Below are 23384 nucleotides of genomic sequence, written 5' to 3'. Positions count from 1 at the left end.
GGGCGGAGGACGGCGGCCGTAGAGGAATCCAGGCGGCACAGCGCGATCCGTATGCCGACATGAGGAGAACCGTGGACCCGAAGCGCCAACGCGGATCCGATCGTTCAACGGGCTTAGTTCGCCGATTTCTTCGTGCCCGTGGTCCGTACCGGGATCTGTGGAGGCAGACCGTTGATGCGGCGCCAGATTTCGTATCCGAGCGATACGTTGGAGAGCAGCACCCAGCCGGTTACCGATGAACCCTGACGGAGATAGCTACCGTCGGGCCACGCCGGACGGGAACCGGATGTGTCCGGCACGACGAGGAGCCGGTACCGACCCGTCCCGTCGTCGACCGGATCGATGATTCGAACCGTCCCGGAGAAGGTGCCGATTGACGTCCCGGGGAAACCCGAGAACTGCAGTGCCGGGAAACCGGAGAACTGGAGTTGCACCCGCCGGCCCGGCTCGACGATCGCGGCGTCAACGCTGTTCACGAAGAGCTCCGCCGCCTGGTCGCCGATTGTCGGCACGATCATAGCCAGCTGTCCGCCCTCCTTCACGGTTTCGCCCGGGCCGGCCCGGTTGATCCGGGCGATGGTCCCGTCGATCGGGGCGCGCACCACGGAGGCCGCCTGCCGCTCCTGCGCATTCTCCAGCTTCAGGTCGAGATCGGCCCGCCGGGAGGCCAGGTTGCTCTGCCGGCTGCGAACCGTCAACCGCGCGGCCTCGACATCCTGCTGGGCAGCTTCAAGGTCGGCCGAGGCCGAAATCGAGTCCGTCCGCGCCTTCCGGAGGTCAAGCTGCTCCGATTCAAAGGCGCGAAGCGACGAGAGACCGTCCCGATACAGCGCTTCAATGCGACGGTAGCGTTCGCGAGCCGTGGCCGTCTCCGCAACGGCATTGTCGAACTTCGCCCGCGCAGCCCGGAGCTTCTGCTGCGCCTGGAGTTGCTTCTGGCGGGCCGTCTGCACCTCGATTCGGAGCACGGCAAGCTCATTCGACCGACTTGTCGCGATCCGGTCGACGAACGAGTTGTCCATGTAGCCGGTGCTGATGTCTTCAAGCGTGGCGATCGTATCTCCTTCGACGACGACGTCCCCCTCGTCAACCTGCCAGGAGCGGATCCGCGCCGGGATCTGCGATTCGACCGATTGCGGCCGCGCGTTCGGCGAAAAGGCTGTGATCTGACCCGAGCCAGCCACTGTCTGGCGCCAGGGCGCAAACATCAGGACCAGCGCCAGTGCCACGAGTCCTGCGACCGATCCGATCATGACCCGCTGGAACAGCCGCGGCGTTTCGGCGGCCTGCAGCGCGCTGGAGTGCAGATTGTTGAGCATCTGGCCCGATGACTCCGGAGAGCCGGCGTTGCGGGCCGATGGGGTGGCGTGCGAACCACGCCAGCTCCAGATGGACGGCGAATCGGTCGGACCGGAACTCGAGGACGACGGCCTCGGGGCGTTGGACGAAGACATGGGGAGACGGGCAGGGAAACACGATAAAGGGAAAGACCGCATCACGCGACATGTAAATACCGCGTGATGCGTGAACATACCCGCGGTAGAAACCGGCTGTAAGGGCCGGCTTCGGCGGAACATGTACGCCCCGTCATGCGGCTGGAGCCGTTTCACGGAGGGAAGCGACGAGTTGTGGGAAGTGCGACTCCAGGAAGTCACCCGGATCACGCGACAGCGCGTCGGGCGGGCCTTCCCACACGACCTGCCCGCTGTCGAGCACCACGACGTGATCGGAACGCTGAATCGTCATCGGGTCATCATCAACGACGGAGATGAGCGTCCACGCCTCGTGGCTGTAGATGCGTTCGACCAGCTTCTGCTTCACCGGCTCCTCAATCCCGTTGAACGCTTCATCCAGGATCAGAACACGGGGCCGCCCGATGATGGCCCGGGCGATCATCATGCGACGCACAAATCCCTGGGGAAACTCGAGGCCGGCCGACGTCACGGGCGTCTGCAGCCCCTGCGGCAGGTTCAGAACGTCCTCCTCCAGATGAGCCATGTGGAGGGCCTCCTCTAGCTCCGGGTACGTGTAGGTGCGACCCATCGTGATATTATCCTCGATCGAGCCCTTGAAGAGCTCATCCGCCGAGAGGGCGAGACGGACGGCTTGACGATACGATTGCAGATTCAGGCGCGAGATGTCGTGTCCGTCGAGCGTGATGCGACCGCCATCCGGCGCGTGCAGCCGCACAAGCGATCGAGACAGCGTCGTCTTCCCCGCGCCGCTTTCCCCCAGGACGCTTACGTGCGTACCCGGCTTAATATCGAACGAGACGCCATCCAGCGCGCGCCGACCACTCTCGTATGTGACCGTAAGCTGCTGGACGCGGACGTGGGCGGGCCCCGATGGCTCGGGCATGGGCTCGCCGCCGACCGACTCCAGCGGTTTGTCTGTGACGTGGAGGATCTTGCTGATGGCGGTGAGCAGGTCGTAGCCCTGCTCGAACAGCTTGACCAGGTTGAACCCGGCGGAGGTCAGCGATACAATGACGAGCTCAGCCGCGACGAACTGGCCGAGCGTGATGTCGCCGCGGGTGACGAGGAAGCCACCGATGCCGAGTGCGATGCCCACGATGATCGCGCGGAAGATGGCGGCACTCGCGAGCTGCCGACCGAAGACACGGAAGTGGTCGGCCCGGCGCCGCACATAGTTGGACGCCAGACGATCGGTGCGGGCGTGGACGTAGGACGACGTGCTGTTCAGCTTGAAGCTCTGGTGACAGCGAGACAGGTCTTCGAGCCAGTGCGCCATGGCGTACTTCGTGCTCGATTCCATGATGCTCGTCTTCAACCCGTTGCGGCCGAGACCCCAGATCAGCACGGGCGTGAACAGGACGGCGAGAAGCCCGATGATGAGGAAGAACGGGCTGTACACGAAAAGCAGCATGAGGCTTGCCACCGCGACGAGCGAATACGACAAACCGTCCAACAGAATCTTGGCCAGGCTCTTCTGCATCGTGATCACGTCGAAGAAGCGGTTAACCAGCGCCGGCCCGTACTCCCCTTCCAGCGCGGACCGCTTCATCATCGGCAGCCGGTACGCAATCTCCAGTCCGGTCGCCGCGAACAGCCGCCGCTGCAGAATATCAACCGTGTAGTACTGCAGCATCGTGAAGGCGCCGTACAGCAAGAGCCCGACAGAAATCGCCCCGCACAGGATAACGAGTTGATTCGTGAAGGTGCCGAGAGATACGGCGTCGATGATTCCCTGAGAGGCCAATGGAATCACAAGCGAGAAGAGCGAGACCATCACCGCGTACATGGAGATGGTGATGACGTCCCTTCGTTCATCGCTCAGCAGCCGGAGCAGGCTTTCGAACGTCTCCCGGATATTGTCAACCCGATCGTGTGGGTCGTACGCCTCCTCCAGGCGATCCGTATACAGCGGGGGGGCATGCTCTCCATCATCCAGGAATCGCGGGGCAATGCCTTCCAGATGGAGCAGGAAAACCGTATCGTTGCGGGACGTCGCCAGGTCGTAAATCGAGTACCGACGCGTGCGACGCGAGACGAGATGCAGCGTCAGGACCTCTTCCCTGCGCGGGTCAAAACCTTCCACGATGCCGATGTTGCCATCCGGCAGCATCAACAGGTCGTACTCCGACCCCCGGTCCAGCAGATTGGTCGGGGCGACAGTACGGGGCGTCAGAATGAGCCCCTTCGCCCGACCGAAATCTGCCATCGCCTCGAAAAGCGTTTCGGGCGTGATCGTGCGGCTCTGCAGAAAAGCGCGAAGACGCTCGGGATTTACGTCGTGTTCGACGCGTTCCTCCAGGATCCCAAGTGCTTCGATCGCCTGTTCCCTCAGCTGTACGGACCGAGCCCGTCCGTTTTCGCTGCCGTCACCCGACGCCGCACTGCTAGCCCCGGCCGGTTCCTGCGCGCCGGACGACGCGTCCGCCCCGCGGGAAGATGCATCACCGTCGGACGCCTCTCCACCGTGGGAATCATGGCTGGATGTCGTCATTTCGTATCAGAGGCCGATCTGGAGACATGCACATATCACGTATATCAACGATCTGTAAAAGCCAGCAGTTCGGTCACAGACCCGTAATATGTCCACAGAACTTATACGTAATGGGTACGTGATCTCCCCTGTGATGCCGGTAGCCTCTGCAACCGGGCTAAGCTCGAATGGCGGCGTCGCTGCAATCGGCGTTGGGCACCGCGTACGAATCCGACCGATTCGCACGTTGCATGGACGCAGTCGCCGTACCCGGACTGGCTTCCACCGCTCCGGTACGTTCCCGCCAGGCCGGCTGTCGATTTACGATGGAGCCTCTTTGCCTGCCACCTGTTGGTACTTCCCCTCGCCGTCGCCCCTCTTGCCCGACACGCGCCGTCATGCAGCTTTTTCGTATCCATTGTCTCATCCCCGTTGTCGCGGCGCTCGGTATTCTCCTCCTCGCGGAGGTGCCGTTCGCCCTCGCCCAGCAGCCACAAACACCCCGCGGCCGCGCCGTACTGACGGGCGTCATCACCGACGCAGAAACGGGTGACCCGCTTCAGGACGTGAACGTCTTCATCGCCGAAAGTATGACCGGTACGGCAACCAATGCGCAGGGCCGGTTTCGTATTGAGGGCGTACCGCTCGGCGCGCACCGGCTGTACGTCTCAAGCATCGGCTACCAGTCTGCGGCGCGAAACCTGAACCTCCGCGAGGCCCGCATTTACACGGTTGACTTCGAGCTGGAGCCGGCGGTGATCGAAGGCGAAGGCGTGACCGTCGAAGCTGAACGGGACGAGAAATGGCAGGAACGGTACGCCCGCTTCCAGCGACTCTTCATCGGGGAAACGCCCAACGCAGAGGAAACCGAGATTGAAAACCCGGAAGTCCTTCGATTTGACGGTGGCGTCGGATCGCTGGAGGCCTACTCCGTCGAGCCGCTGGTCATCGTCAACCGAGCCCTCGGATATCGTGTGGAGTACTTTCTGGAGGAATTCGTCGCAACACCGGGGCGAACCCGGTACAACGGCGAGCCGCTCTTTTCCGAACTGGAAGGGTCCGTCGACGAGCGGAAGAAGTGGGAGGAAGCCCGGCGCGAAGCTTTCTACGGTTCGTTTCATCATCTCACGCTCGCCATGCTGGCCGAAAACACAGAGCGGCACGGGTTTAAACTTTACATGCGCCCGGCCTCCGGCGGCGACTTCGGCTCTGATAGCGGCCCGCTCGGGGGCGGCGCGCTGCGCTCTGGTGGGCAGCGATACCCGATCGAGGTCGGTGACATCATGAAGAATGGTGAGGTGGCGACCGAACGGGTGCTCGACTTTAACGGCTTCGTCGAAGTCGTTTACCTCGGTGAAACGGAAACGGAGGCGTACACAACATGGCGAAATCAGTACGCCTCTGACGGGATGATCCGGCGCAACACGCCGAAATTTCAGACGTCCCAGTTCTGGCTCGAGCGTGGGCCGGCAACCATCGATTACAAGGGCGACATCGTAGACCCCTACGGCGTGACGGTATCCGGTTTCTTCGCGTTCGAACGAGTTGCCGACCAGGTCCCGAAGGAGTATCGCCCGCAATGATCCGCCGGTCATGCCACGCAGCAACCATTCTGCCTTCACTGCATATTAACAGAGACGCAATCTCCGATCACCAGACGGTCTCGTGCCGATGCTCGATCGTCTGTACCCTTTGCTGACTCCCCGCGTGCTCCGGTCGCTGCTTCTGGCTGCGGCCATCTGCGCTGTTCTCGCTGCGACGGTGCCACAGTCTTTCGCCCAGGCAGATTCGACGCGATCAGGCACGGACGCCATCACGTTGACCGGCGTCGTCCTCGATCGCTCTACCGGGACGCCGCTTCCGGGGGCGCACGTCTTCATCGCTCAGTCGATGCGCGGTACCACCAGCGACGCCGATGGCCGCTTCGAACTGACCGGTATCCACAGAGGCGCGAAACGTCTCTACGCCTCCATGCTGGGCTACGAGCCGACGTCGATCGACCTGTTCCTCCGACGCGATACGACGTACACGTTCGCCCTACGCCTGCTGCCGCGTGTTATCGAGAGCCCGGGCGTGGTCGTGGAGGCCGAACGCGATCCGGACTGGTACAAGCGACTCCGGCGATTCGAACGGCTCTTCCTCGGCTCGTCCGAGTGGGCGGACGAGTGCACCATTCAGAATCCAGAGGTGCTCCGGTTTGAGTCCCGATGGTGGGGAAAGTTCACTGCGAAAGCCGTGGCGCCGCTCATCATCGAGAACCGGGCGCTCGGCTATCGCATCAAGTATTTCCTCCAGGACTTTGAAGCCAGTGGCGGTGTCATCCGCTGGGACGGTGAACCCCTGTTCGCGCCGCTTACCGCGTCGAGCATAGAAGAGGCCCGTCGGTGGAAATCCAATCGACGACGGGCGTATTTCGGCTCCTTCCGACACTTCCTCCGGGCGCTGCTGAACGACCGCCTGGACCAGGAGGCGTTTACCATCTACCGGATCCCGCGAGCAGGCATGTACCACAGCCTTCACCGCGCCGATCGACTGCAAGCCGACCGCGAAGATATCCTATCGGTCAACGCGGACGACGTGGCCGAACTCGACTTCAACGGCCGCCTCGAGGTCATCTATCGCGGCGAGCCAGAGAGCCCGAAGTACCGACACTGGTCCCGGGAGGACCGCCGACCGGCCGACCTTCAGACCTCGCAGGTAAAACTGAACGATCCCCCGGTCCGCGTCGATCGGAATGGCAAGATCGTGGAGCCGTACGGCGCGACCGTCTACCAGTACTTCGCGTTCGAGCGTCTGGCCGAACTCATTCCCCTGGACTATCTGCCGGACGACGAACCGGCTATGGTCGGCGTTGACGCGGTCGACGATGTGCGCTTCCAGCCGATTCCTCCCCCGACCCTTGAGCAGCTCCAGTCGGATCGGTCTCCATAGTCGCCGGAGGGCACAACATTTCACCACGGCCCGCCTCCGCGGTAATGCATCCCTGCCCGGCACAATCGTGAAGGATTGTCGTAGAGAATGTGCAAGACCTGTCACGGCTCACCTACCATTTCCGCCATGGACGTCCGCACTGCCGCTCACATGCCGCTCGAGCAGACCGGCACGACGAAGCACTATCGATACGACACCCGCACCACGCCGCCGGATGTATTCGAAGACCTGTCAACGACGGAGTGGAAAACGCTTTCGTGGTCCGATCTCGGGCGGCCGTACCTGGTCGACAACTATTCGTCGGAGCGAGAGAAGTGGGAGAACCGCCACGGCGAGGACATGCCTGTCGAGGTGCAGTGGGAGCACTTCAACCGTCGCTTCCACTCTCTATTCATGAAGGACCCGGACGAAGCGACGGTCCGTGCCCGGCAGGACCTCATGGATCACCTCAAAGAGGCGGATGTGCATGGCGCAATGGAGGTCGTTCGCGACCTGATGCAGGCGAAGATCTGGAATTACGTCCACCGGGTGCAGGACGCCGTCTGGGATCCACGGGGCAAGCGTGCGCTCTTCGAAGGACTGGATGTCGAGAACCCGAATATTTTATTTCTTGGTGCGGCCGACGGGTACGAGGCCATGCAACTGCTCGCCATGTACCCGGGCGGACACGCCGTCCTGGTTGACTACGACGAGTTCTGCAAAACGGATCGATTCGGGAATTTCCCCGAGGCCTACCCCTTCCTCGGCGATGATCCAGCAACGGGGTCGCACCGCGTGTACCATCGGGAGGACTTCGACATCGACTTCGTAGTGAGCGACATCCGAGACCTGGATTACGGGAAAGAGTTCGACATCGTACTCAGCGTCGGCCTTATCGAGCACTTTCCCGATGAGTACAAGCCGCTCGTGTTCGACTTCCACCGCCGCTTTCTGAAGCCGGGCGGGTACGCCATCATGACCACGCCGCGGCGCCAACTTCGGTCCAAGCTCTTCTACGTGGCGATGGGCAACCTGATGAACTACGGCTACCGGGAGCTCATGGACGCGCGACAACTCGGCCTGTACGCATACGAAAACGGGTTCGAGATCAAGCGTGCAGGCTACATCAAAGCCCACAACGGGCTCGTCACGCAGAAGCGCTAAGTCGTCCGCACGGGCGGGGACCCGGCGAGTGTACGCACGCACGGCGCGCGTCCGGAGGGTCACGCGTCACCACGTGGCCAGACGGCCGAGCCCTACCCTCATCTCAGTAACTCGCCTATGCGGTGAATGCGTCCGGGAAATGGGAAATGCTGGGCGTCTCGCCCTGGTTGAGGAGGACGGTGACCACGTCAAATCGGGATGGGGATCCTTCTAGTTGGCGCTCGTACAGGTACGCGCGAGCGACATTCGCGATGCTCGACTGCTTCTCTTCATCCACCGCCTCATCGGGCATGCCGTGCTCCAGGCTGGTCCGCGTTTTCACCTCGACGAACACAATCTCTCCTCTCCCCTTCCTCGCCTCCGGGTCGAAGCAGATGAGGTCAATCTCATTCCGCTCGAATCGATAATTCGCGTCCATTATTGTGAACCCTCGATCCGTCAGATACTCCGCAGCGAGGGTTTCTCCGCGATCACCGATTGCTTTTGTCGTCATCAATCTCGAGCTGTGAAAGGAGCGGGGACGTCGGACATGTGAGAAATGAGCGCACGATACATCTACCGGCGAGCGTTTGCGTCGGGGTCGCCCATCTCTCCCATCGTGAGCGCGAGGGTCATCATCCGCTTAATCGCCGGCACGTTCTGCCGCCGAACGTGCGGGAGCAACGCCTTGGAGAACGACTCGAACACCTCTACCAGTTCGATCAGGTCCTGCAGTCTGCCATACATCTCCTGCTCTTCGGCCGGACGATCCTCCAGGGTTTCCCCCTCTCGAACGAGATGACGGGCGCAAGCCTGGAGTTGCTCCTTCACCGGGCGAATCTCGCGGCGCTCTCGCTCGCGGATAATCTGCGCCGTCGCCTCCCACAGGTCTTTCTCCGCGACGTAAAAGTCCTTTCGCGAACCGGTCTTCCGCGTCTTGCTGACGATATTCCATTCGACCAGAGACCGCAGGTTCATGTTGGCATTGCCGCGACTGATGTCGAGGCGGTCCATAATGGCGTCCGTGTGCTGGGGCGTGCCGCTGAGGTATAGAAGAGCGTAGATCTGCGCCATCGTCCGATTGATCCCCCAGTTCGAGGCCATGTCCCCCCAGAACCCGACAATCTGATCGGTGGCGTACTCCTGACGTGCGCAGCTGTCGTCAGGCGGAGCGGGAGAATCCGCCGCGGGGGGGGGCTCCGCCGGCCGTGAGTTCTCTCGCGATGTGACAGAAGAATCGGACATGGGGACGTGATCCCGGCGGGCGCTGAGCAGGACGCAACATAACATTTGTACATGTAGGCGTACTCCTGCGCCCCCGGATCTTGTTTCCCCTGATGATGACGCCTGGCCGTTTGCATCCGAGCGCCTGCTTCGTACTTTTGACGGTGTCGAATCCGTCGGAGGGGGTCTGCTGAACCCGGCACCGGCCCTTCCGTAGATGATCAGGCGGCGCCGCCTGCGACCAACCGGCTGCGCGGGCGTATGCAATCGCGTATCGGCATACGGCAGCGGACCCGGCCCGTCTTCGCTCTTTTTCCTGCACCCGTCGTGCCCACATGATCACCCTCACCACCGATTTCGGCACCAGTGACGGCTACGTGGCCGCCATGAAAGGCGTCATGCTGTCGATTCACCCTGAGGCACGGCTTGTGGACGTGACCCACGAGATCGAGCCCCAGGATGTAATGGAAGCCGCCTTCGTTCTTCGCACGACGGTGCCCTACTTTCCCGCCGAAACCGTCCATCTGGTCGTCGTCGATCCGGGCGTCGGGACCGATCGGCGCGCCGTTGCGGTCCGATCCGGAGACCACTGGTTCGTCGGGCCGGACAACGGGGTGTTCCCCCTCGTACTGGACGATCAGGAGCCGGACGCGATCTACGAACTCGACGAGCCGGATGCGTGGCGGGCAGAAACGCCGAGCACCACGTTCCACGGACGCGATATTTTTGCTCCGGTCGCCGCGCACCTGAATGCCGGACGAAGCCCGGAAACGATCGGCAGCCCCGCCGACAACCTGCAGCCGCTCCGGTGGGCCATGCCCATCACAGACAGTCACAGCGTGCAGGGGTATGTCGCGCACGTCGACCGGTTCGGCAACTGCATCACAAACATTCGACGGAAAACCCTTCTTCGGACGGGCATCGACCCGGACGAGGAGACGCCGACCGACCGTGCTACGCCTAGCGTTGCCCTCTCGGACCTTCCTGCTCTGAAGGCGTACGTGGGGAATGCCGTCATCCGCGATCTGGACCGGACCTACGGCGCCGTCGCTGAGGGCGATCCGCTGCTTCTCTTCGGGAGCTCCGGCTTCCTGGAGGTGGCCGTCAATGCCGGAAGTGCTGCAGAACTCCTGAATATCCGAAAGGGGGACTCGATCAAGGTGGTCTTTCAAAAAGAGGCGCCCGCCGGCTAATCCACGGATTCGCCTCTTCGGTCTCCCCCTCTCCCCCCGTCCCGCATGTCTGACCGTTTGCCGCTGACGCAGCATATCGACACCCTGTACCCGATCGCCCGTGTGCTGGTCGGAGATGCCACGGCGCCGCGATTGATGCGCGAAACGTTCCGCCGGGCCGCCGCCACGCCGGTCGAGAAGCGACCTGCGGACGAGGAGGCGTGGCTGGTCGAGTTGATTCTCGAAGTCCGTGCCGGCGAGGAGACGGACCTGGACGAAGACAGCGACCGCTCCGACAACGACGATCCCCCGCTCGCCGAGACGCGCGGCTTTCGTCGCGAGGTCGCCCGGTCGGTGGCCGAACGCGCTCTTCCCGTTGCCCTGGCCGCCTGCAGCGAGCAGGAGCGGGCGCTGCTCACCCTCAAGGCGTCGGGAGCCCGCACGGACGACGTCCTGATGCCCATCGCGAAGACCATCGCCGAGGACATCGAAACGGCCGTCGACGAAGCCTACGGTGAGCTGCGGGCCGCCCTTCGCGACGTTCTCTCTGGACCGGAGCGAATGCTGATCGACACGGCGCTCCCCGACGCCAGCCTCGAAGAGGTGCTAACGGCCTACGTCACGGATGCGTACCACCCCGCTCCCGCCCGGCTTCGCTCGGACGTCGCGGCGGTCGTCGACCGCGAGAATGCACGCCGGCAGGGGGACGAGGCGGACGCACCTACTCAGCGCACGCCGCAGGAGGATCGGCTGACCATGCACCTCCGGCGGACCGGCGTCGCCCTTCTTATCCTGCTCGTGATCGGGGGGGCAGCCTATGGGATCGCCGTCTCGTTGACGCCATCGTCTGGACCAGCCCCGCAGCCGACCCCGACCTCGCTCGTCGAGTTCTCTGTCGACCGGGTCGATGGCGTGAAGCCGCTCCTTCGATCCAGCGACCCGGACTCCATCGCCGCGGCCATTCGAGACCGCTTCGGTCGCACCGTCAAGATTCCCCAGGTTCGTAATGCGCGTGTTGTGAGCGTCGGCGCCCTGACCGTCGATACCACGACGGTTCCCGCCCTTCTCTACGCCGACAGCAGCGGGACGGGGACGATCACGACCTACGTCTACAGCTACGTGCTGATTGACCGGATCTCGCGAATCGCTACGCTGGACAACGACCTCGCTCGCGGACTCGACACCGCGGATAGCATCCTGACCCGGCAGTCCGGGGAGGCCCAACTTTCGTTGTGGCGCCAGCGCGACGACATTTTCGTGGCCGTATCGCCGTCCGGCGGTGCGCCGCTGTCGGATCGGATCCGACCGGCAGAATGACGCCCGGGCCACCGGCTACCCGGCTCGCGGGATCTCGACGCGAAAGCGGGATCCTTCGCCCGGCGCGGACTCCATGAGTCGAATGGAGCCCTCGTGGTATTCTTCTACGACCCGCTGCGCCAGGCTGAGGCCGAGGCCCCATCCCCGCTTCTTGGTGCTGAACCCGGGGCGAAAAATGTTGCGCCATTCCCGCCGATCGATCCCGCACCCGGTGTCGCGAACATCGATGTTGATGAACTCGCCGTCGTCGAAGCCGGTGACTTCGATCCGCCCGTCTTCATCGATCGCATCCAGGGCGTTCTTCAGGAGGTTCTCGATGACCCAGGCGAAGAGTTCTTCGTTCACGCGAGCCACAACCGGGTCCGGCATGTCCACGTCGATCGTCACCCGACGGCCGCGTCGCGGTGCCCGCCGGCGCACGTAGTCGGCCGTTTGCTCGACGATTGGGCCCAGGTCCCGCTCTTCCAGCTTCGGCATCGAGCCAATATCGGAGAACCGGGCCGCGACGCGGTTCAGGCGCTGAACGTCCTTGTCGATCTCCTCTACAGCGTCCATTCGCTGCGCCTCGTCAAGGTCCGGCATTCGCAGAATCTCGGTCCACCCCATCAGGCTGGAGATGGGCGTTCCGAGCTGGTGGGCAGCCTCGCGGGCCATCCCCACCCACAGATTGCTCTGCTCACTCCGGCGGACATATGAGAAACCGACGTACCCGACGCCAATGAACAACCCGACGAAGAGAAGCTGAATGTAGGGAAACCAGCGGAGCTCCGTGACGAGGGGCGACTCGTCGTAGTGGACGTACTGCGTAAGCTGCGCTCCGTTGGCGCCCGCTACGCCACGGAGGTCGATCCGAATCGGGATCGGCTCGTACGTCGCGTCCATTTTCCGACGCATCCGTTTGAGCTGTCGAACGGCCCGGGCGGAGTCCTCCGCCGGCAAACCGGAAAGCGTCTCCGGCACGTCGACGTTCCGCCAGAACTTGGGCTCCTGCCGGAGGGAGTCCGTGATAATCGCGGGGATCGAGAAGGGATTGGGTTCGAGGATTTCGTTCAGGATGAAGTCGAGTTCGCCCGTCGGAGGCATCGTTTCCGCCCATGCGACCGCATCGCGCAGCCTGGCTGCCTCGTCGGGCGTCAGCGTCCCCGCTCCCCCAGAGGCTGCAGGTGGACCCGTAGCGCCGTCCCTCCCGGCGGCGACCGCGCGGAGATAGGCGTCGAGATCCTTCAGCTCACGCTGATACGGATTCGTCGTGCGCTGCTGGGCCTGTGCAACCTGGGCCTGTGCATCGGCCCACAGCTGGATGACCGACTGCTCCCGATCCCGAAGCCGGTCCACGAGGCGCTGCGTATAGGCGAGCGACGCAAGAGCGATCACTCCGGCGAACACGATGAGGCCGAGCTTGAGTCGTACCGAGAGCCGGTAGGCTTTCATAGAAGTACTGATCGGTCGGGCAGGTCTGAACACCGCGATACCGTGCACGCTGCGACGCCGAAGACGATCCGGTCAAGCCCCGCCCGAGGGCGGAATGGATTAGGGATTACGGATTAGGGATTGCCGATTGCGTTGGGGCGTTGGGGCGTTGATGCGTTGATGCGTTGGGACGTTGATGCGTTGGGACGTTTAGTGTTGCACCCCGTGGCGAACCGACCGTCTCGACCGAATTTCGTGGGTTTGAGAATTCGGGATTTAGAATTGGGAATTTGGAATGGGGAAGTGGGATCTTGACCCTGGGACTCGAACGGCGTGCCCGTATCGTATCAGCCCAGAACCCAGAATGTTGAACTCTGAACCTTGAACCCGTAAACGAAAAACGCCCCTGTCGGCGGTGGGGCCGAGAAGGGCGCTTGGTACTGAACAGCTTGAAACGTCAGTCGCCGTTCGCATTAGACGAGGTTGCGTTCCGGGGCCTGGATGATTTGCTGGCGCTTCGGTCCGTTCGAGACCATGCTGACGCGCACACCGATCTCCTCGGCGACGAAGTCGAGGTAATCCTGGGCTTCGCTCGGGAGGTCGGCGTATGAGCGAACGCCGGTAATGTCTTCCTCCCATCCCGGGAGCGTTTCGTATACCGGGTCGACCTTCTCGAGGGTGTGCGCCTCGCTCGGGAAGCGGCGCGACTCTTTCCCGTTATACCGGTAGGCCACGCACACCTTCAACGCGTCGAAACCGCTCAGCACGTCCAGCTTCGTGACGGTCAGCTCGTTGAACCCGTTGATCATGGCCGTGTAGCGCAGTGCCACCAGATCGAGCCAGCCGCAGCGTCGCGGACGCCCGGTTGTGGCACCGAACTCCGCGCCGATCTTGCGCAGTCGCTCGCCGGTGTCGTCGAACAGTTCTGTCGGGAAGGGCCCGTTGCCCACGCGTGTGCAGTAGGCTTTTGCAATGCCGATCACGCGATCGACGGCAGTCGGCGGCACGCCGAGTCCAGTGCAGCAGCCTCCGGCGGTCGGGTGGCTCGACGTAACGTACGGGTACGACCCGAAGTCGACGTCCAGCAGTGATCCCTGCGCGCCCTCGGCAAGCACGTGCTTCCCTGCGGCCAGCTGCTCGTTCAGGTACTCCGACGTATCCGTCACGTACTCGTCGATGATCTGATCGAACTCGACGTACTTCTCGACGATCTGGTCGACGTCGAGCACTTCGGCGTCGTGAACGTGCTGGAGAATCTGGTTTTTCTCCTGAATGGACCGGCGGAGCTTCTTCCGAAGAACGTCCCGGTCCAGCAGATCGACGACCCGGATGCCCGTTCGGGCGAACTTATCGGTGTACGACGGCCCGATGCCGCGGCCGGTCGTCCCGATGGCATCATCGTCGTCGTTGGACGTTCGCGCCTTCTCCCGCGCCGCCTCGATCGCCTTATGATACGGCATGATCAGGTGCGCATTGTGGGAGATCTTTAGACGACCTTCCACGTCGACGCCGAGGGCCTGGATCTTGTCGATCTCCTGCATCACCGCCTCCGGGTCCAGCACCACGCCGTTTCCGATGACGCAGGTCACGCCCGGATGAAAGATTCCGCTCGGGACGAGGTGCAGCACGAACTCTTCGTCCTCGCCGTTCTCGTTTTCCCAAACAATGGTGTGACCGGCGTTGGCGCCGCCCTGGTACCGGGCGACGACGTCGGCGTCGTTCTGGCTGAGGAGGTCGACGATCTTTCCTTTTCCTTCGTCGCCCCACTGGCTTCCAATTACAATGGAGACCGGCATAAACTGGGTGTCGTTCGTTTAAATGAGGATGGTAGCGCACATGGCTCGTCACGGCCGGGACCCGCCCATTGGCTGCGACCCCGGTCCGCCCTACGCGGCGGCCTTCTCCACCCGATGCCGCAGCTCGACCAGTACGGGCGAGGCGACGAAGATGGAGGAATACGTTCCGATCATGACGCCGACGATGAGTGCAAAGGAGAACCCTTTCAGCACCTCTCCGCCGAAGAAAAACAGAATGGTCACCACGATAAGCGTCGTGGTGGAGGTCACAACCGTTCGGCTGAGGGTGTTGTTGATGGACCGGTTGACGATCACGTCGAATTTCTCGGTCTTTAGCATGTTCGATACCTCACGCACGCGGTCGAACACAACGACCGTATCGTTCAGCGAATAACCGACGATGGTGAGGAAGGCCGCGATCACCGCCTGATCCAGCTGGAGCGAAAACGGCACCAGCCCCGCCAGGAGTGAGAACAGCCCGAGGACGATCGTCACGTCGTGCACCAGCGCGGCTACAGCACCCATGCTGTATCTCCACTCGAATCGCACCAGGATGTACAGGAAAATGATCGCCAGGGCGCCCATGACGGCGTATAGAGCGCCGCGCTTCAGCTCTTCAGCGAAGCGCGGACCGACGTTGTCCGTCTTCACGATCTTGGGCTGGACGCCGGCAAACTGACTCTCGATGGTCGAGGTCACCATTTCCTCAGCTTCGCTCGTTCCCAGCTCCGTCGATGTTCGGACGAGAAGGCCGGTTTCGCCAAACGTTTTCACCTCCGGGTCCGAGCCCAGCGGGGCGGCCAGCGCCGCGCGGACGTCCGTCGCTTCGAGCTCACCGACGTTCTCGACGACGATCTCGATCCCGCCGCGAAAGTCGATGCCCATCTGCAGGCCTCGCGTGACCAGCGAGCCTACGCTGAGAAGAAGGAGAATGCCGGAAATGATGTAGCCGACCCGGCGATTCGGGATGAAAGAATAACTTGCTTCTTCAAAAATGCGCATGTCAGATCAGGATTGTGCTCCATGATGGAGCGGGTTCTCGACCGCGGGATTAACGGCGGCAGTCGTGATGCAGGCGATGAATGAGCCGAAGACGACCGGGACCCGAACCGACCAACGCCGGCCGGGCCCGTACGACGGCGTCCGTGTCAGCCGTAGCTGACCTTCATCTTCCGCTCCAGAATCATGTAGTCGAACACGAGACGCGTGACGATAATCGCCGTGAAGAGCGACGACAGAATTCCGGCCATCAGCGTCACCGCAAAGCCCTGGATGGGCCCGACGCCGAAGGAATACAGAATCACGCCGACGAAAAACGTCGTGATGTTGGCATCGAGAATGGCGCTGAGGGCCTTCTCGTAGCCAGACGAAACCGACGCCCGGAGCGTCTTGCCAGCGTTCCCCTCCTCGCGTATTCGGTCAAAGATCAGGACGTTCGCGTCCACGGCCATACCGATGGTCAGGACAATCCCGGCGATCCCCGGCAACGTCAATGTGGCGTTGAAGCCGGCCAACACACCGAAAATCAGGATCACGTTCAGCAGCAGCGCGATGTCAGCCACGACACCGCCCGTCCGGTAGTACAGGATCATGAACAGCGCCACGAGGAGCAGTCCGACCACGACCGAGATGAATCCCGCGCGAATGGAGGCTTCACCGAGACTCGGCCCGACCGTGCGCTCCTCAACGATGTCAACGGGCGCGGGGAGAGCGCCAGATTTCAGCACCGTCACGATATCCTGGGCTTCCTGCCGCGATTCGAGGCCTGTAATCGACGTCCGGCCCCCGGCAATCTTCTCGTTGATATTCGGATGCGAGACAACGTATCGGTCGAGAACGATCGACACCTGGTTGCCGACATTGGCACCGGTGATCCGGGACCAGACCCGCGCGCCTTCCGCGTTCATGGTCATCGACACGCTCGGCTCGTTGGTTTGCTGGCTAAACTCGACGGACGCATCTACGACAACGTCCCCGGTCAGCTCTGCGTCGCGCTTCACGCCGAGCAGGCTGTAGATCTCCTGTGCGTTCTGCGTGGTGGCAACCGGTGCAGAGGACCACAGCATCTCGATATCGCCCGGGATGATGCGCGCCGCACCCGGTCGCTTCAGGAGTTCGTTGATCGTCGCGGTATCCTGCGCGGTTGCCCACGCAAGGGTGGTCGGGCGTCCCTGCGGAAGGAACTGCTGGACGGCCTCAACGAACGGGTTGCTGGGACCGGCGGCATCCGGCTCCGTGCTTGGGCCCGTCAGGGAGGTCCCCTGCTCGGACGTGTCCGACTCGGAGAGCTGCGTTCCACCCGTGAGGTCCGTCCCGGCCTCGGCCCCATCGGTGTCTTCAGCAGCACCGGCAGCGGTGTCGGCGGCAGCGGCCTCTTCCGCAGCAGCAATTGCGCTATCGGACGGCTCGTAGTACTGGATCAGCCGCTGAGCGACCTGCTGGAGACGATCGGGCTGTGCCATCAGCCGGAATTCCAGCTGGGCGGTGCCCTTGAGCAACTCACGGATACGATCGGGATCGTCGATCCCCGGAAGTTCCACCACGATCTGACGGTCGTCTTTTCGCTGGATGGACGGCTCGGTCACGCCGTACCGGTCCACACGATTCCGGACGATCTCCATGCCACGCGTCACGGCTTCGTCCGCCTGATCGCGCAGCCAGCTTACAACCGCATCGTTTTCGGATCGCCGCGTGATGTTGTCGTCCTCATTGCGGAAGTACCGCGAGAGGCGAATGGTCGGATCACGTTCCTCCATCTCCTGGACAAACGCGTCGACCACCGGAAGCTCTTCCCCCTCGGCTCGGTCGATCGCGTCGTTCAGCGCGGCGTCAAAGGTGGAGTCCCGATTCGTGGCGAGCTGGCCGATGAGCTGACCGGTCTGCACCTCAAGCGTGACGTGCATGCCGCCGAGCAGGTCCAGACCCAGCTTCAGCGACTCGGACCGCGCCTGCTGGATGTTCTGCCGGTTATCGTTCATGTAGACGGAGCGCTCCTCCGCCGACATGTCGCTCATCTTCTGGGAGTAATACAGCGATTGAAAGCTTGGAAAGAGCGACCACAGGCAGAGCCCGAGGAACGCTATTGTCGTAAAGATTCTAAATCCGTTTCCCTTCATGGGCGTGGCAATATTCGTAAGATGGTGTTGCGTTGGGCGCGCCGACCGAGGGCTGGACGGTCACACACCGGATGCGGAATGCGGACAGAGCGTCCGCGAAGGACGCAGCCGGAAGAGACCGCCCCGGGCAGGGTCGGAAGAAAGCGTGGGCGTCGGTCTGCCTATCAGGTCCGCCGCACGTTATCCCGTAGGCTGGAAACGGCGCTGGCGGGGCATCGAGCGGACACGCAACGACGGCTCGGCCGGACAGCGACAGCACGCTGCGACGGCGCGAGATCGAGCTGTTGATGCTGCACGCGCGGCGCCGATGCATCGGCGGGCAGAACCGACGCGGATGTCGTACCGGGACGGGTACGAGGACGTGCTACGGACCGAGCGGCTGAGCCGACCAGAGCGTCCGCAGAAGATGGCCCCACGTGCGAGAAGAAATGTCGTGCGGGGCGAAACCGGACGACGCTGCTACCCGGAGCGGGACGTCCGGGATGGGTGGTGTGCCGGCCACACGCGGCGATCCCGTCGGTACGGGCGCTGATGGCGTAGCCTGATACCTCGGCAAAATGGCGGGCGGCGTTCCCTGCATCGCCCGGTACCGGAGGTGCGAGAAGAGAGTGGCGGCCTCGACATCCGTCGCTTTGAAAAGCGCACTCAGCGTCGGAAGCGCCGGAGCGTCCGGGGAGGCAACCAGTTGCTCGTACGTCGTTGCAAAAGCATGGGTATACGCACGGAGCGAGTGCGGTGCCTCCTTCGCAGCGACGTCCAGTGCCCGGTCAATCGCAGAGGATGCCGGCGCGCTGAGCTGCTGGGACAGGTGCGACCGCAACCATTCAGCGCGCTCATCCGATAGCTGCGACTGCTCCGGCATGTGCACCGCGAGGAGCGGCACCATCGCCGCGACCAGAACGGTCACGACGACGCGGCTAAGCCATGTGGAGCGCAGGTGGTGCATTGAGCGCAGAGATTGGTCGCAGGGCAAATCCCTCATCGCGAGACGACAGGTCCCGCAGGAACAGTTGGAGGAATAACGTATCGATCACGATTGTTCCTCTCAAGCTGCTCAGATGAAATGCCTGGGGAACGTGCGCGACGTCGCCAGAGCCTTCGCATCGCCTGACCGAGCGCCGTTACCGATTCCACTGTACGATCTCGTCAAGCTCCTTCCGGGACAGGTCGGGCACTTCAACGCCCTCCGCCGGAAAGCCAATCGGGAAGAGAATGTACGGTCTCTCGTTGTCGGGCCGATTCAAAATGTCTCCCAAAAATCGCATCGGCGCCGGCGTATGCGTGAGTGTGGCCAGGCCCATGTGGTGGAGCGCGGTAATAAACATCCCGCAGGCAATGCCGACGCTCTCCTGAACGTAGTAATGCTTTATCTTCTCCCCGTCCGCGTCCACACCGTAGTTCTGCGCAAAGCACACGACGATCCACGGAACGGTTTCGAGGAACGGTTTCTGCCAATCGGTTCCGATGGGGTGAAGGGCCTCCAGCCACTCATCGGTCATCCGCTCCTCGTAGTTTTTCTTTTCCTCCTCCTCCACCGCTGCTCGGATCTCGCCTTTCAACGTATCGTTGTTCACCGCAACGAATGTCCACGGCTGACGATGAGCCCCACTCGGCGCAGTGCTGGCCGTCCGGATCGCGTACTCAATTAATTCCCGCGGCACGTCGCGATCGGAAAAGTCCCGTACAGAGCGTCGGCGATTCATTTCCTCAAAGAAGGACCGGGCACGCTCGTGCATCTCGTTCGGAGTGTGGGTCTCGAAATCGAGCGGTTCCGGTGTGTAAGGCATGGAGGCAGCGGTGGCATGACCGGCATCAGTGGAAAAGGATAGGCAATCGTTTCGCATCTGCGTTGCCCAGCGTTACGGCGCGTTACAGAAATCGGCGCCTTCTCACGTAAAGACAGCCGATCGTGCCGACGTCTGGGGTGCCGGGGCGAGCTCCAGTTGCAGAAGTCGGCCCGGCTTCTGAACATAGGGATCGCGTCTACACAAAGTCGATCTTCTCCTCCGTCCGCAATCCTATGCCCGTTCCCGCCCGCATCCCGCCGGATAACCTGCAGAGCCTGATGACGGTCGACGGGTTGCATCTTGTCACCAGACACTGGGCCTGCCCCACCCCCCGAGGGACCGTACTGCTCGTACACGGCTACGGCGAGCATAGCGGGCGCTACGGCCACGTGGCCCGGGCCATGAACGAGCATCACGTTGAGGTCTACGCATATGACCAGCGGGGCTACGGCCGCTCGGAGGGCCCACGGGCGTTCGTACGCTCCTTCGACGCGTACGTTGACGATCTCGATCTGGCGATCAGCCACGTTCGCCGCCGCATCGGGGACCGCCCGCTGTACCTGTTCGGGCACAGCATGGGCGGTGCCGTCGTGCTCCTTTTCGCGCTTGAACGGCAGATCCGGGACGTGGCGGGACTCCTCCTCAGCAGCCCCGCCATCGAGGTCGACCCTGACATCGCACCGTTCCTTCGAAAAATCGCTCGCTTCGTCGGAGCCGTCCTGCCCCGTCTTCCGGTGGTGACGTCTCCCGAGGGCCGCATCTCCAGGGACCAGGACGTGGTGGACGAAGCCGAGCAGGACCCCCTCAACTATCACGGCCGCATCCAGGCGCGCACCGGGGCGGAGATCCTCCGCGCGAACCAGCGGATCCAGAAGCAACTTCGCACGCTTCTACTTCCCTTCCTCGTCTTTCACGGGACAGCCGACGTCGTGACGAGCCCGGAGGCGAGCCGGCGCCTGTACGATCAGGCCGCGTCGGACGATAAGACGCTACACCTGTACGACGGCCTTTACCATGAGACCTTTAACGAGCCGGAGCGCGACGACGTCATCGCCGACATCTGCACCTGGCTCGACCACCGGCTCCCGAAGGCAGCAGAGCAGGTGAAATAAATCCTCGCAGCGTGCCCACCGGCTCCGGCTCACGCGCGTCGCATGAATCGCAGCACGACACCTGGCTTATCGAAGCTCGAAGGTCACCTGCACGGTGGCTTCGACCGTGATGCGACCGGCAGCGAACGCCTCCGGCTCGCCGCCCGCTTCGCTTGATTTAACGGCCATCGCGTCCAGGGAGACACTCATCCGGGGCTGCGGCGCTGAGTACTGCTGTTCGCGGATCTGCTGGACCGGCCCGAGCGACGCACCCAGGGTCGACGCCAGCAGTTCGGCTTTGCCGCGGGCCGACTCGGCCGCCTTCTGCAAGGCCTCATTCCGAATCGCCGTTCGATCCTCGATATCATACTGGACGCCGTCCAGTCGATTGGCGCCCTGCTCCACAACACTCGCGATTAGTTCCGGCAGCCGATCGAGATCCGAAACCTCGACCCGGATCCGCCGCGTCGCTTCGTACCCAAGCTCTTCGGTCTCACCCGTCTGACGGTTGTATCGACGCTGCGGCTGGAGCGTCAGGGACTGCATCTGAATGTCGCCCTCCTCGATGTCGAGCGCACGCACGGCATTCATGGCGCTCTGTGCGGCATCGGCGTTCTGCGACCGAGCCGCTTCGGCCGTCTCCGCCCGCGAGACGATGGCGAATCGAACGTTCGCCCGGTCCGGCTCCGCGGAGGCCTCCCCCTCTCCACTGACCGTGATCGTTCGCTGGGAGGCGGGCGCGTCGGACTGAGCCATCGTGGGCATGGGTAAGGCGAGAGCGACGAGGAGGATCGGAAGAAAGGAAAGCGACAGATTCCGCATGGCAACTGGACGGATGGTTTCGGAGAATCGCAAGGCCGGCCGCAGAGGAACGTTGCCCCCGCGGGACCGGAAGGTATCGACGCGTGCGTTCAAACGACAAACCCACCGGAATTCGTACCGGTCGGTCCCGCACCTGCATGAATCTTCGACAGCTCACCACCAGTGGCGGTCGAAGCGCCCGTCGATCGGAAGGCGCGCCGTGAGACGGACGTAGGACAGGTCTTCCCATTCATCCACGGACGACGTCAGCGTGATTGCGTAGTCGAGTCGAAGATACACCAGATCGACGCCGAGACCGGCTGCGGTCGTGTTTACCTCGAAGGTCTCATCCGCGATTTTCCTGCCCAGGCGAAGCGATACCAGGTCGAGCGCCGTCACTTCAACCCCGACGTGCTTCACAATCTGCCCCCACGCACCAACGGTCGTCACTTGCCTAACCCCGTCCCCGTCCAGGAAAATCTCCGTATCGGCCGGCTTCCACGACTGTACCAGTGCAGCGAATGGATTGGCAGCATCGATACCGCCGGTGCCCGAATTCTCGAGACGCACCATTTCTTTGGCTAAACCGAGATGACCGGTCAGCACCACCGCCGGCCGTCCGTATGGTTTCGCGCCCGACTCGTAAACGAGTGCTCCGCCGAGATGGAGGCGGGTCGGGGTAGCCACTTCCACGTCGCCGATTCTGCCGCCGGAGGGGCTCCCTCCTTCAACAATGGTGCTGTTCGGTCCAAAGTCGGTCAGCGATAGACCCACGCTCGGACGCCATTGTCCACCGGATGAAAGAGTCCGCTCCCACTCGCCGTAGATCCCGAGGTCGAGCGTGACGCTCCGCGCGTCATCCACGTCCAGTTGAGCAAATCCCTCCGCGCTGTAACCAATGGCGGCGCCGGCCGTCCACGTGTCCGTCAGATCATAGGCTCCGAACGCCTTGATCGTGCGGTGGCGCTTGTCGATCGTCTCAAGCACCCGGCCATCCCCACTCCTCTGTTCGAAGGTCCCGTAGGAGAACTGAATAAACTGGAGTCCCGCTGCCCATCGACCGGACCGGACGGTCACGAACGGGCTCATCAGGGTCTGATCGAAAATAAAATCGGACTGGAGGAACGGATCCACTCCGAGGTCGATGCCTGACTCAACAAACCCCTCCCGCCCGATGGCGGCCGGGTTCACATCGACAGCTCCCGGTCGTCCCCGAAGCGCGACCGTACCGCCCCCCATGGCATACTGACCGGGATCGTTCACAATTGATAGACCGAGATAATTCAGCGTACGGTTGGAAAACAAAGACTCTCCAGATTGAGCGACGGAGACGCTCACCGGAAACAGCAGAAAAGTGGCAAGCAGGATTGCACAGGCGCGGCGCGGCATGACGGAAGAAGAGGATTGAGAAAGGGGGTGTGGACGCGGAACTCAAACAGCATCCGGTAGCGCGGCGGCTGCACGATCCGGACGTCTGAGACTAGCACGGTCCACCGCTATACATCGTTACGATCCGCAACCGGGATAGCAGAAGCTGTTTTCCGCAGGAGCAAGGTTTCCTTCACCCGGTGAGTACACCAGATGAATGAAAGGCAAACCTGCGTTCGCATGAATGAAGGCATCTTTAAACCCGTCATGTTGCGCACACTTGCATCGGATCCGAGCGATGTAT

The 23384-nt window shown here is 62.6% G+C and carries 18 protein-coding genes; 6 read left to right on the top strand and 12 right to left on the bottom strand.

The window, feature by feature from the left end:
- Positions 1-113 precede the first annotated feature (113 nt).
- Together ACFCU0_RS02975 and ACFCU0_RS02970 are read right to left on the bottom strand one after the other, a co-directional pair.
- A complete protein-coding gene (locus ACFCU0_RS02975) occupies positions 114-1454 on the bottom strand; it encodes an HlyD family secretion protein (RefSeq protein ID WP_434972176.1) in 1341 nt (446 codons plus the stop codon).
- A 133-nt stretch (positions 1455-1587) separates the two neighbouring features.
- Positions 1588-3966, bottom strand: coding sequence for a peptidase domain-containing ABC transporter (locus ACFCU0_RS02970; protein ID WP_434972175.1), 2379 nt, complete (start codon positions 3964-3966; stop codon positions 1588-1590).
- Positions 3967-4343: 377 nt separating this feature from the next.
- Between ACFCU0_RS02970 and ACFCU0_RS02965 the strand changes: the two genes are divergently transcribed.
- The 3 genes from ACFCU0_RS02965 (at position 4344) to ACFCU0_RS02955 (ending at position 8019) form a co-directional block, all read left to right on the top strand.
- The gene (locus ACFCU0_RS02965; RefSeq protein WP_434972174.1) at positions 4344-5528 is read left to right on the top strand and encodes a carboxypeptidase-like regulatory domain-containing protein; all 1185 of its coding nucleotides are present in this window, start codon (positions 4344-4346) and stop codon (positions 5526-5528) included.
- Positions 5529-5616: 88 nt separating this feature from the next.
- Positions 5617-6876 (top strand): carboxypeptidase-like regulatory domain-containing protein, encoded by a 1260-nt coding sequence (locus tag ACFCU0_RS02960; RefSeq protein ID WP_434972173.1) that lies wholly within the window; start codon positions 5617-5619, stop codon positions 6874-6876.
- Between the two features lie 126 nt (positions 6877-7002).
- Positions 7003-8019 (top strand): methyltransferase domain-containing protein, encoded by a 1017-nt coding sequence (locus ACFCU0_RS02955; RefSeq protein ID WP_434972172.1) that lies wholly within the window; start codon positions 7003-7005, stop codon positions 8017-8019.
- Between the two features lie 115 nt (positions 8020-8134).
- On the opposite strand, the gene ACFCU0_RS02950 is transcribed toward ACFCU0_RS02955, so the two are convergent.
- Both ACFCU0_RS02950 and ACFCU0_RS02945 read right to left on the bottom strand, forming a co-directional pair.
- Positions 8135-8512, bottom strand: a complete 378-nt coding sequence (locus tag ACFCU0_RS02950; RefSeq protein WP_434972171.1) for a YraN family protein — start codon at positions 8510-8512, stop codon at positions 8135-8137.
- Between the two features lie 62 nt (positions 8513-8574).
- A complete protein-coding gene (locus ACFCU0_RS02945; protein ID WP_434972170.1) occupies positions 8575-9243 on the bottom strand; it encodes a GbsR/MarR family transcriptional regulator in 669 nt (222 codons plus the stop codon).
- A gap of 314 nt (positions 9244-9557) precedes the next feature.
- On the opposite strand from ACFCU0_RS02945, the gene ACFCU0_RS02940 reads away from it, so the two are divergent.
- Together ACFCU0_RS02940 and ACFCU0_RS02935 are read left to right on the top strand one after the other, a co-directional pair.
- Complete coding sequence (locus tag ACFCU0_RS02940; RefSeq protein ID WP_434972169.1) at positions 9558-10415, top strand: SAM hydrolase/SAM-dependent halogenase family protein; 858 nt, start codon at positions 9558-9560, stop codon at positions 10413-10415.
- A gap of 45 nt (positions 10416-10460) precedes the next feature.
- Positions 10461-11711 carry a hypothetical protein gene (locus tag ACFCU0_RS02935; RefSeq protein ID WP_434972168.1) on the top strand — a complete coding sequence of 417 codons (1251 nt, stop codon included), beginning with the start codon at positions 10461-10463 and terminating at the stop codon, positions 11709-11711.
- A 15-nt stretch (positions 11712-11726) separates the two neighbouring features.
- Here ACFCU0_RS02935 and ACFCU0_RS02930 read toward each other — a convergent pair whose 3' ends face one another.
- The 6 genes from ACFCU0_RS02930 to ACFCU0_RS02905 form a co-directional block, all read right to left on the bottom strand.
- The gene (locus ACFCU0_RS02930; protein WP_434972167.1) at positions 11727-13142 is read right to left on the bottom strand and encodes a sensor histidine kinase; all 1416 of its coding nucleotides are present in this window, start codon (positions 13140-13142) and stop codon (positions 11727-11729) included.
- Between the two features lie 452 nt (positions 13143-13594).
- Positions 13595-14917 carry an adenylosuccinate synthase gene (locus ACFCU0_RS02925; RefSeq protein WP_434972166.1) on the bottom strand — a complete coding sequence of 441 codons (1323 nt, stop codon included), beginning with the start codon at positions 14915-14917 and terminating at the stop codon, positions 13595-13597.
- A gap of 90 nt (positions 14918-15007) precedes the next feature.
- The gene (gene secF, locus ACFCU0_RS02920) at positions 15008-15919 is read right to left on the bottom strand and encodes a protein translocase subunit SecF (protein ID WP_434972165.1); all 912 of its coding nucleotides are present in this window, start codon (positions 15917-15919) and stop codon (positions 15008-15010) included.
- Positions 15920-16065: 146 nt separating this feature from the next.
- Positions 16066-18033 carry a protein translocase subunit SecD gene (secD, locus tag ACFCU0_RS02915; RefSeq protein WP_434972164.1) on the bottom strand — a complete coding sequence of 656 codons (1968 nt, stop codon included), beginning with the start codon at positions 18031-18033 and terminating at the stop codon, positions 16066-16068.
- A gap of 364 nt (positions 18034-18397) precedes the next feature.
- On the bottom strand, positions 18398-18979 hold the full coding sequence (locus tag ACFCU0_RS02910; protein ID WP_434972163.1) for a hypothetical protein: 582 nt from the start codon (positions 18977-18979) through the stop codon (positions 18398-18400).
- A gap of 175 nt (positions 18980-19154) precedes the next feature.
- Positions 19155-19820 carry a nitroreductase family protein gene (locus ACFCU0_RS02905; protein WP_434972162.1) on the bottom strand — a complete coding sequence of 222 codons (666 nt, stop codon included), beginning with the start codon at positions 19818-19820 and terminating at the stop codon, positions 19155-19157.
- Between the two features lie 233 nt (positions 19821-20053).
- On the opposite strand from ACFCU0_RS02905, the gene ACFCU0_RS02900 reads away from it, so the two are divergent.
- The gene (locus ACFCU0_RS02900; protein ID WP_434972161.1) at positions 20054-20932 is read left to right on the top strand and encodes an alpha/beta hydrolase; all 879 of its coding nucleotides are present in this window, start codon (positions 20054-20056) and stop codon (positions 20930-20932) included.
- A gap of 66 nt (positions 20933-20998) precedes the next feature.
- Here the strand turns inward: ACFCU0_RS02900 and ACFCU0_RS02895 are convergent, their stop codons facing one another.
- The gene (locus tag ACFCU0_RS02895) at positions 20999-21667 is read right to left on the bottom strand and encodes an SIMPL domain-containing protein (RefSeq protein ID WP_434972160.1); all 669 of its coding nucleotides are present in this window, start codon (positions 21665-21667) and stop codon (positions 20999-21001) included.
- A 219-nt stretch (positions 21668-21886) separates the two neighbouring features.
- Positions 21887-23101, bottom strand: a complete 1215-nt coding sequence (locus ACFCU0_RS02890) for a hypothetical protein (RefSeq protein ID WP_434972159.1) — start codon at positions 23099-23101, stop codon at positions 21887-21889.
- Positions 23102-23384: the final 283 nt, after the last annotated feature.

This window comes from Longibacter sp., assembly GCF_051155795.1.
Classification (GTDB): Bacteria; Bacteroidota; Rhodothermia; order Rhodothermales; family Salinibacteraceae; genus Longibacter.
This window is presented reverse-complemented; position numbering and strand designations above follow the sequence as displayed.

Coding starts and splice junctions, on each gene's coding strand:
- ACFCU0_RS02965 (WP_434972174.1), top strand. CDS start 4,344: ATGCAGCTTTTTCGTATCCATTGTCTCATCCCCGTTGTCGCGGCGCTC.
- ACFCU0_RS02890 (WP_434972159.1), bottom strand. CDS start 23,101: ATGCCGCGCCGCGCCTGTGCAATCCTGCTTGCCACTTTTCTGCTGTTT.
- ACFCU0_RS02945 (WP_434972170.1), bottom strand. CDS start 9,243: ATGTCCGATTCTTCTGTCACATCGCGAGAGAACTCACGGCCGGCGGAG.
- ACFCU0_RS02905 (WP_434972162.1), bottom strand. CDS start 19,820: ATGCCTTACACACCGGAACCGCTCGATTTCGAGACCCACACTCCGAAC.
- ACFCU0_RS02960 (WP_434972173.1), top strand. CDS start 5,617: ATGCTCGATCGTCTGTACCCTTTGCTGACTCCCCGCGTGCTCCGGTCG.
- ACFCU0_RS02940 (WP_434972169.1), top strand. CDS start 9,558: ATGATCACCCTCACCACCGATTTCGGCACCAGTGACGGCTACGTGGCC.
- ACFCU0_RS02935 (WP_434972168.1), top strand. CDS start 10,461: ATGTCTGACCGTTTGCCGCTGACGCAGCATATCGACACCCTGTACCCG.
- ACFCU0_RS02950 (WP_434972171.1), bottom strand. CDS start 8,512: ATGACGACAAAAGCAATCGGTGATCGCGGAGAAACCCTCGCTGCGGAG.
- ACFCU0_RS02925 (WP_434972166.1), bottom strand. CDS start 14,917: ATGCCGGTCTCCATTGTAATTGGAAGCCAGTGGGGCGACGAAGGAAAA.
- secD (WP_434972164.1), bottom strand. CDS start 18,033: ATGAAGGGAAACGGATTTAGAATCTTTACGACAATAGCGTTCCTCGGG.
- ACFCU0_RS02975 (WP_434972176.1), bottom strand. CDS start 1,454: ATGTCTTCGTCCAACGCCCCGAGGCCGTCGTCCTCGAGTTCCGGTCCG.
- secF (WP_434972165.1), bottom strand. CDS start 15,919: ATGCGCATTTTTGAAGAAGCAAGTTATTCTTTCATCCCGAATCGCCGG.
- ACFCU0_RS02970 (WP_434972175.1), bottom strand. CDS start 3,966: ATGACGACATCCAGCCATGATTCCCACGGTGGAGAGGCGTCCGACGGT.
- ACFCU0_RS02930 (WP_434972167.1), bottom strand. CDS start 13,142: ATGAAAGCCTACCGGCTCTCGGTACGACTCAAGCTCGGCCTCATCGTG.
- ACFCU0_RS02955 (WP_434972172.1), top strand. CDS start 7,003: ATGGACGTCCGCACTGCCGCTCACATGCCGCTCGAGCAGACCGGCACG.
- ACFCU0_RS02900 (WP_434972161.1), top strand. CDS start 20,054: ATGCCCGTTCCCGCCCGCATCCCGCCGGATAACCTGCAGAGCCTGATG.
- ACFCU0_RS02910 (WP_434972163.1), bottom strand. CDS start 18,979: ATGCACCACCTGCGCTCCACATGGCTTAGCCGCGTCGTCGTGACCGTT.
- ACFCU0_RS02895 (WP_434972160.1), bottom strand. CDS start 21,667: ATGGCTCAGTCCGACGCGCCCGCCTCCCAGCGAACGATCACGGTCAGT.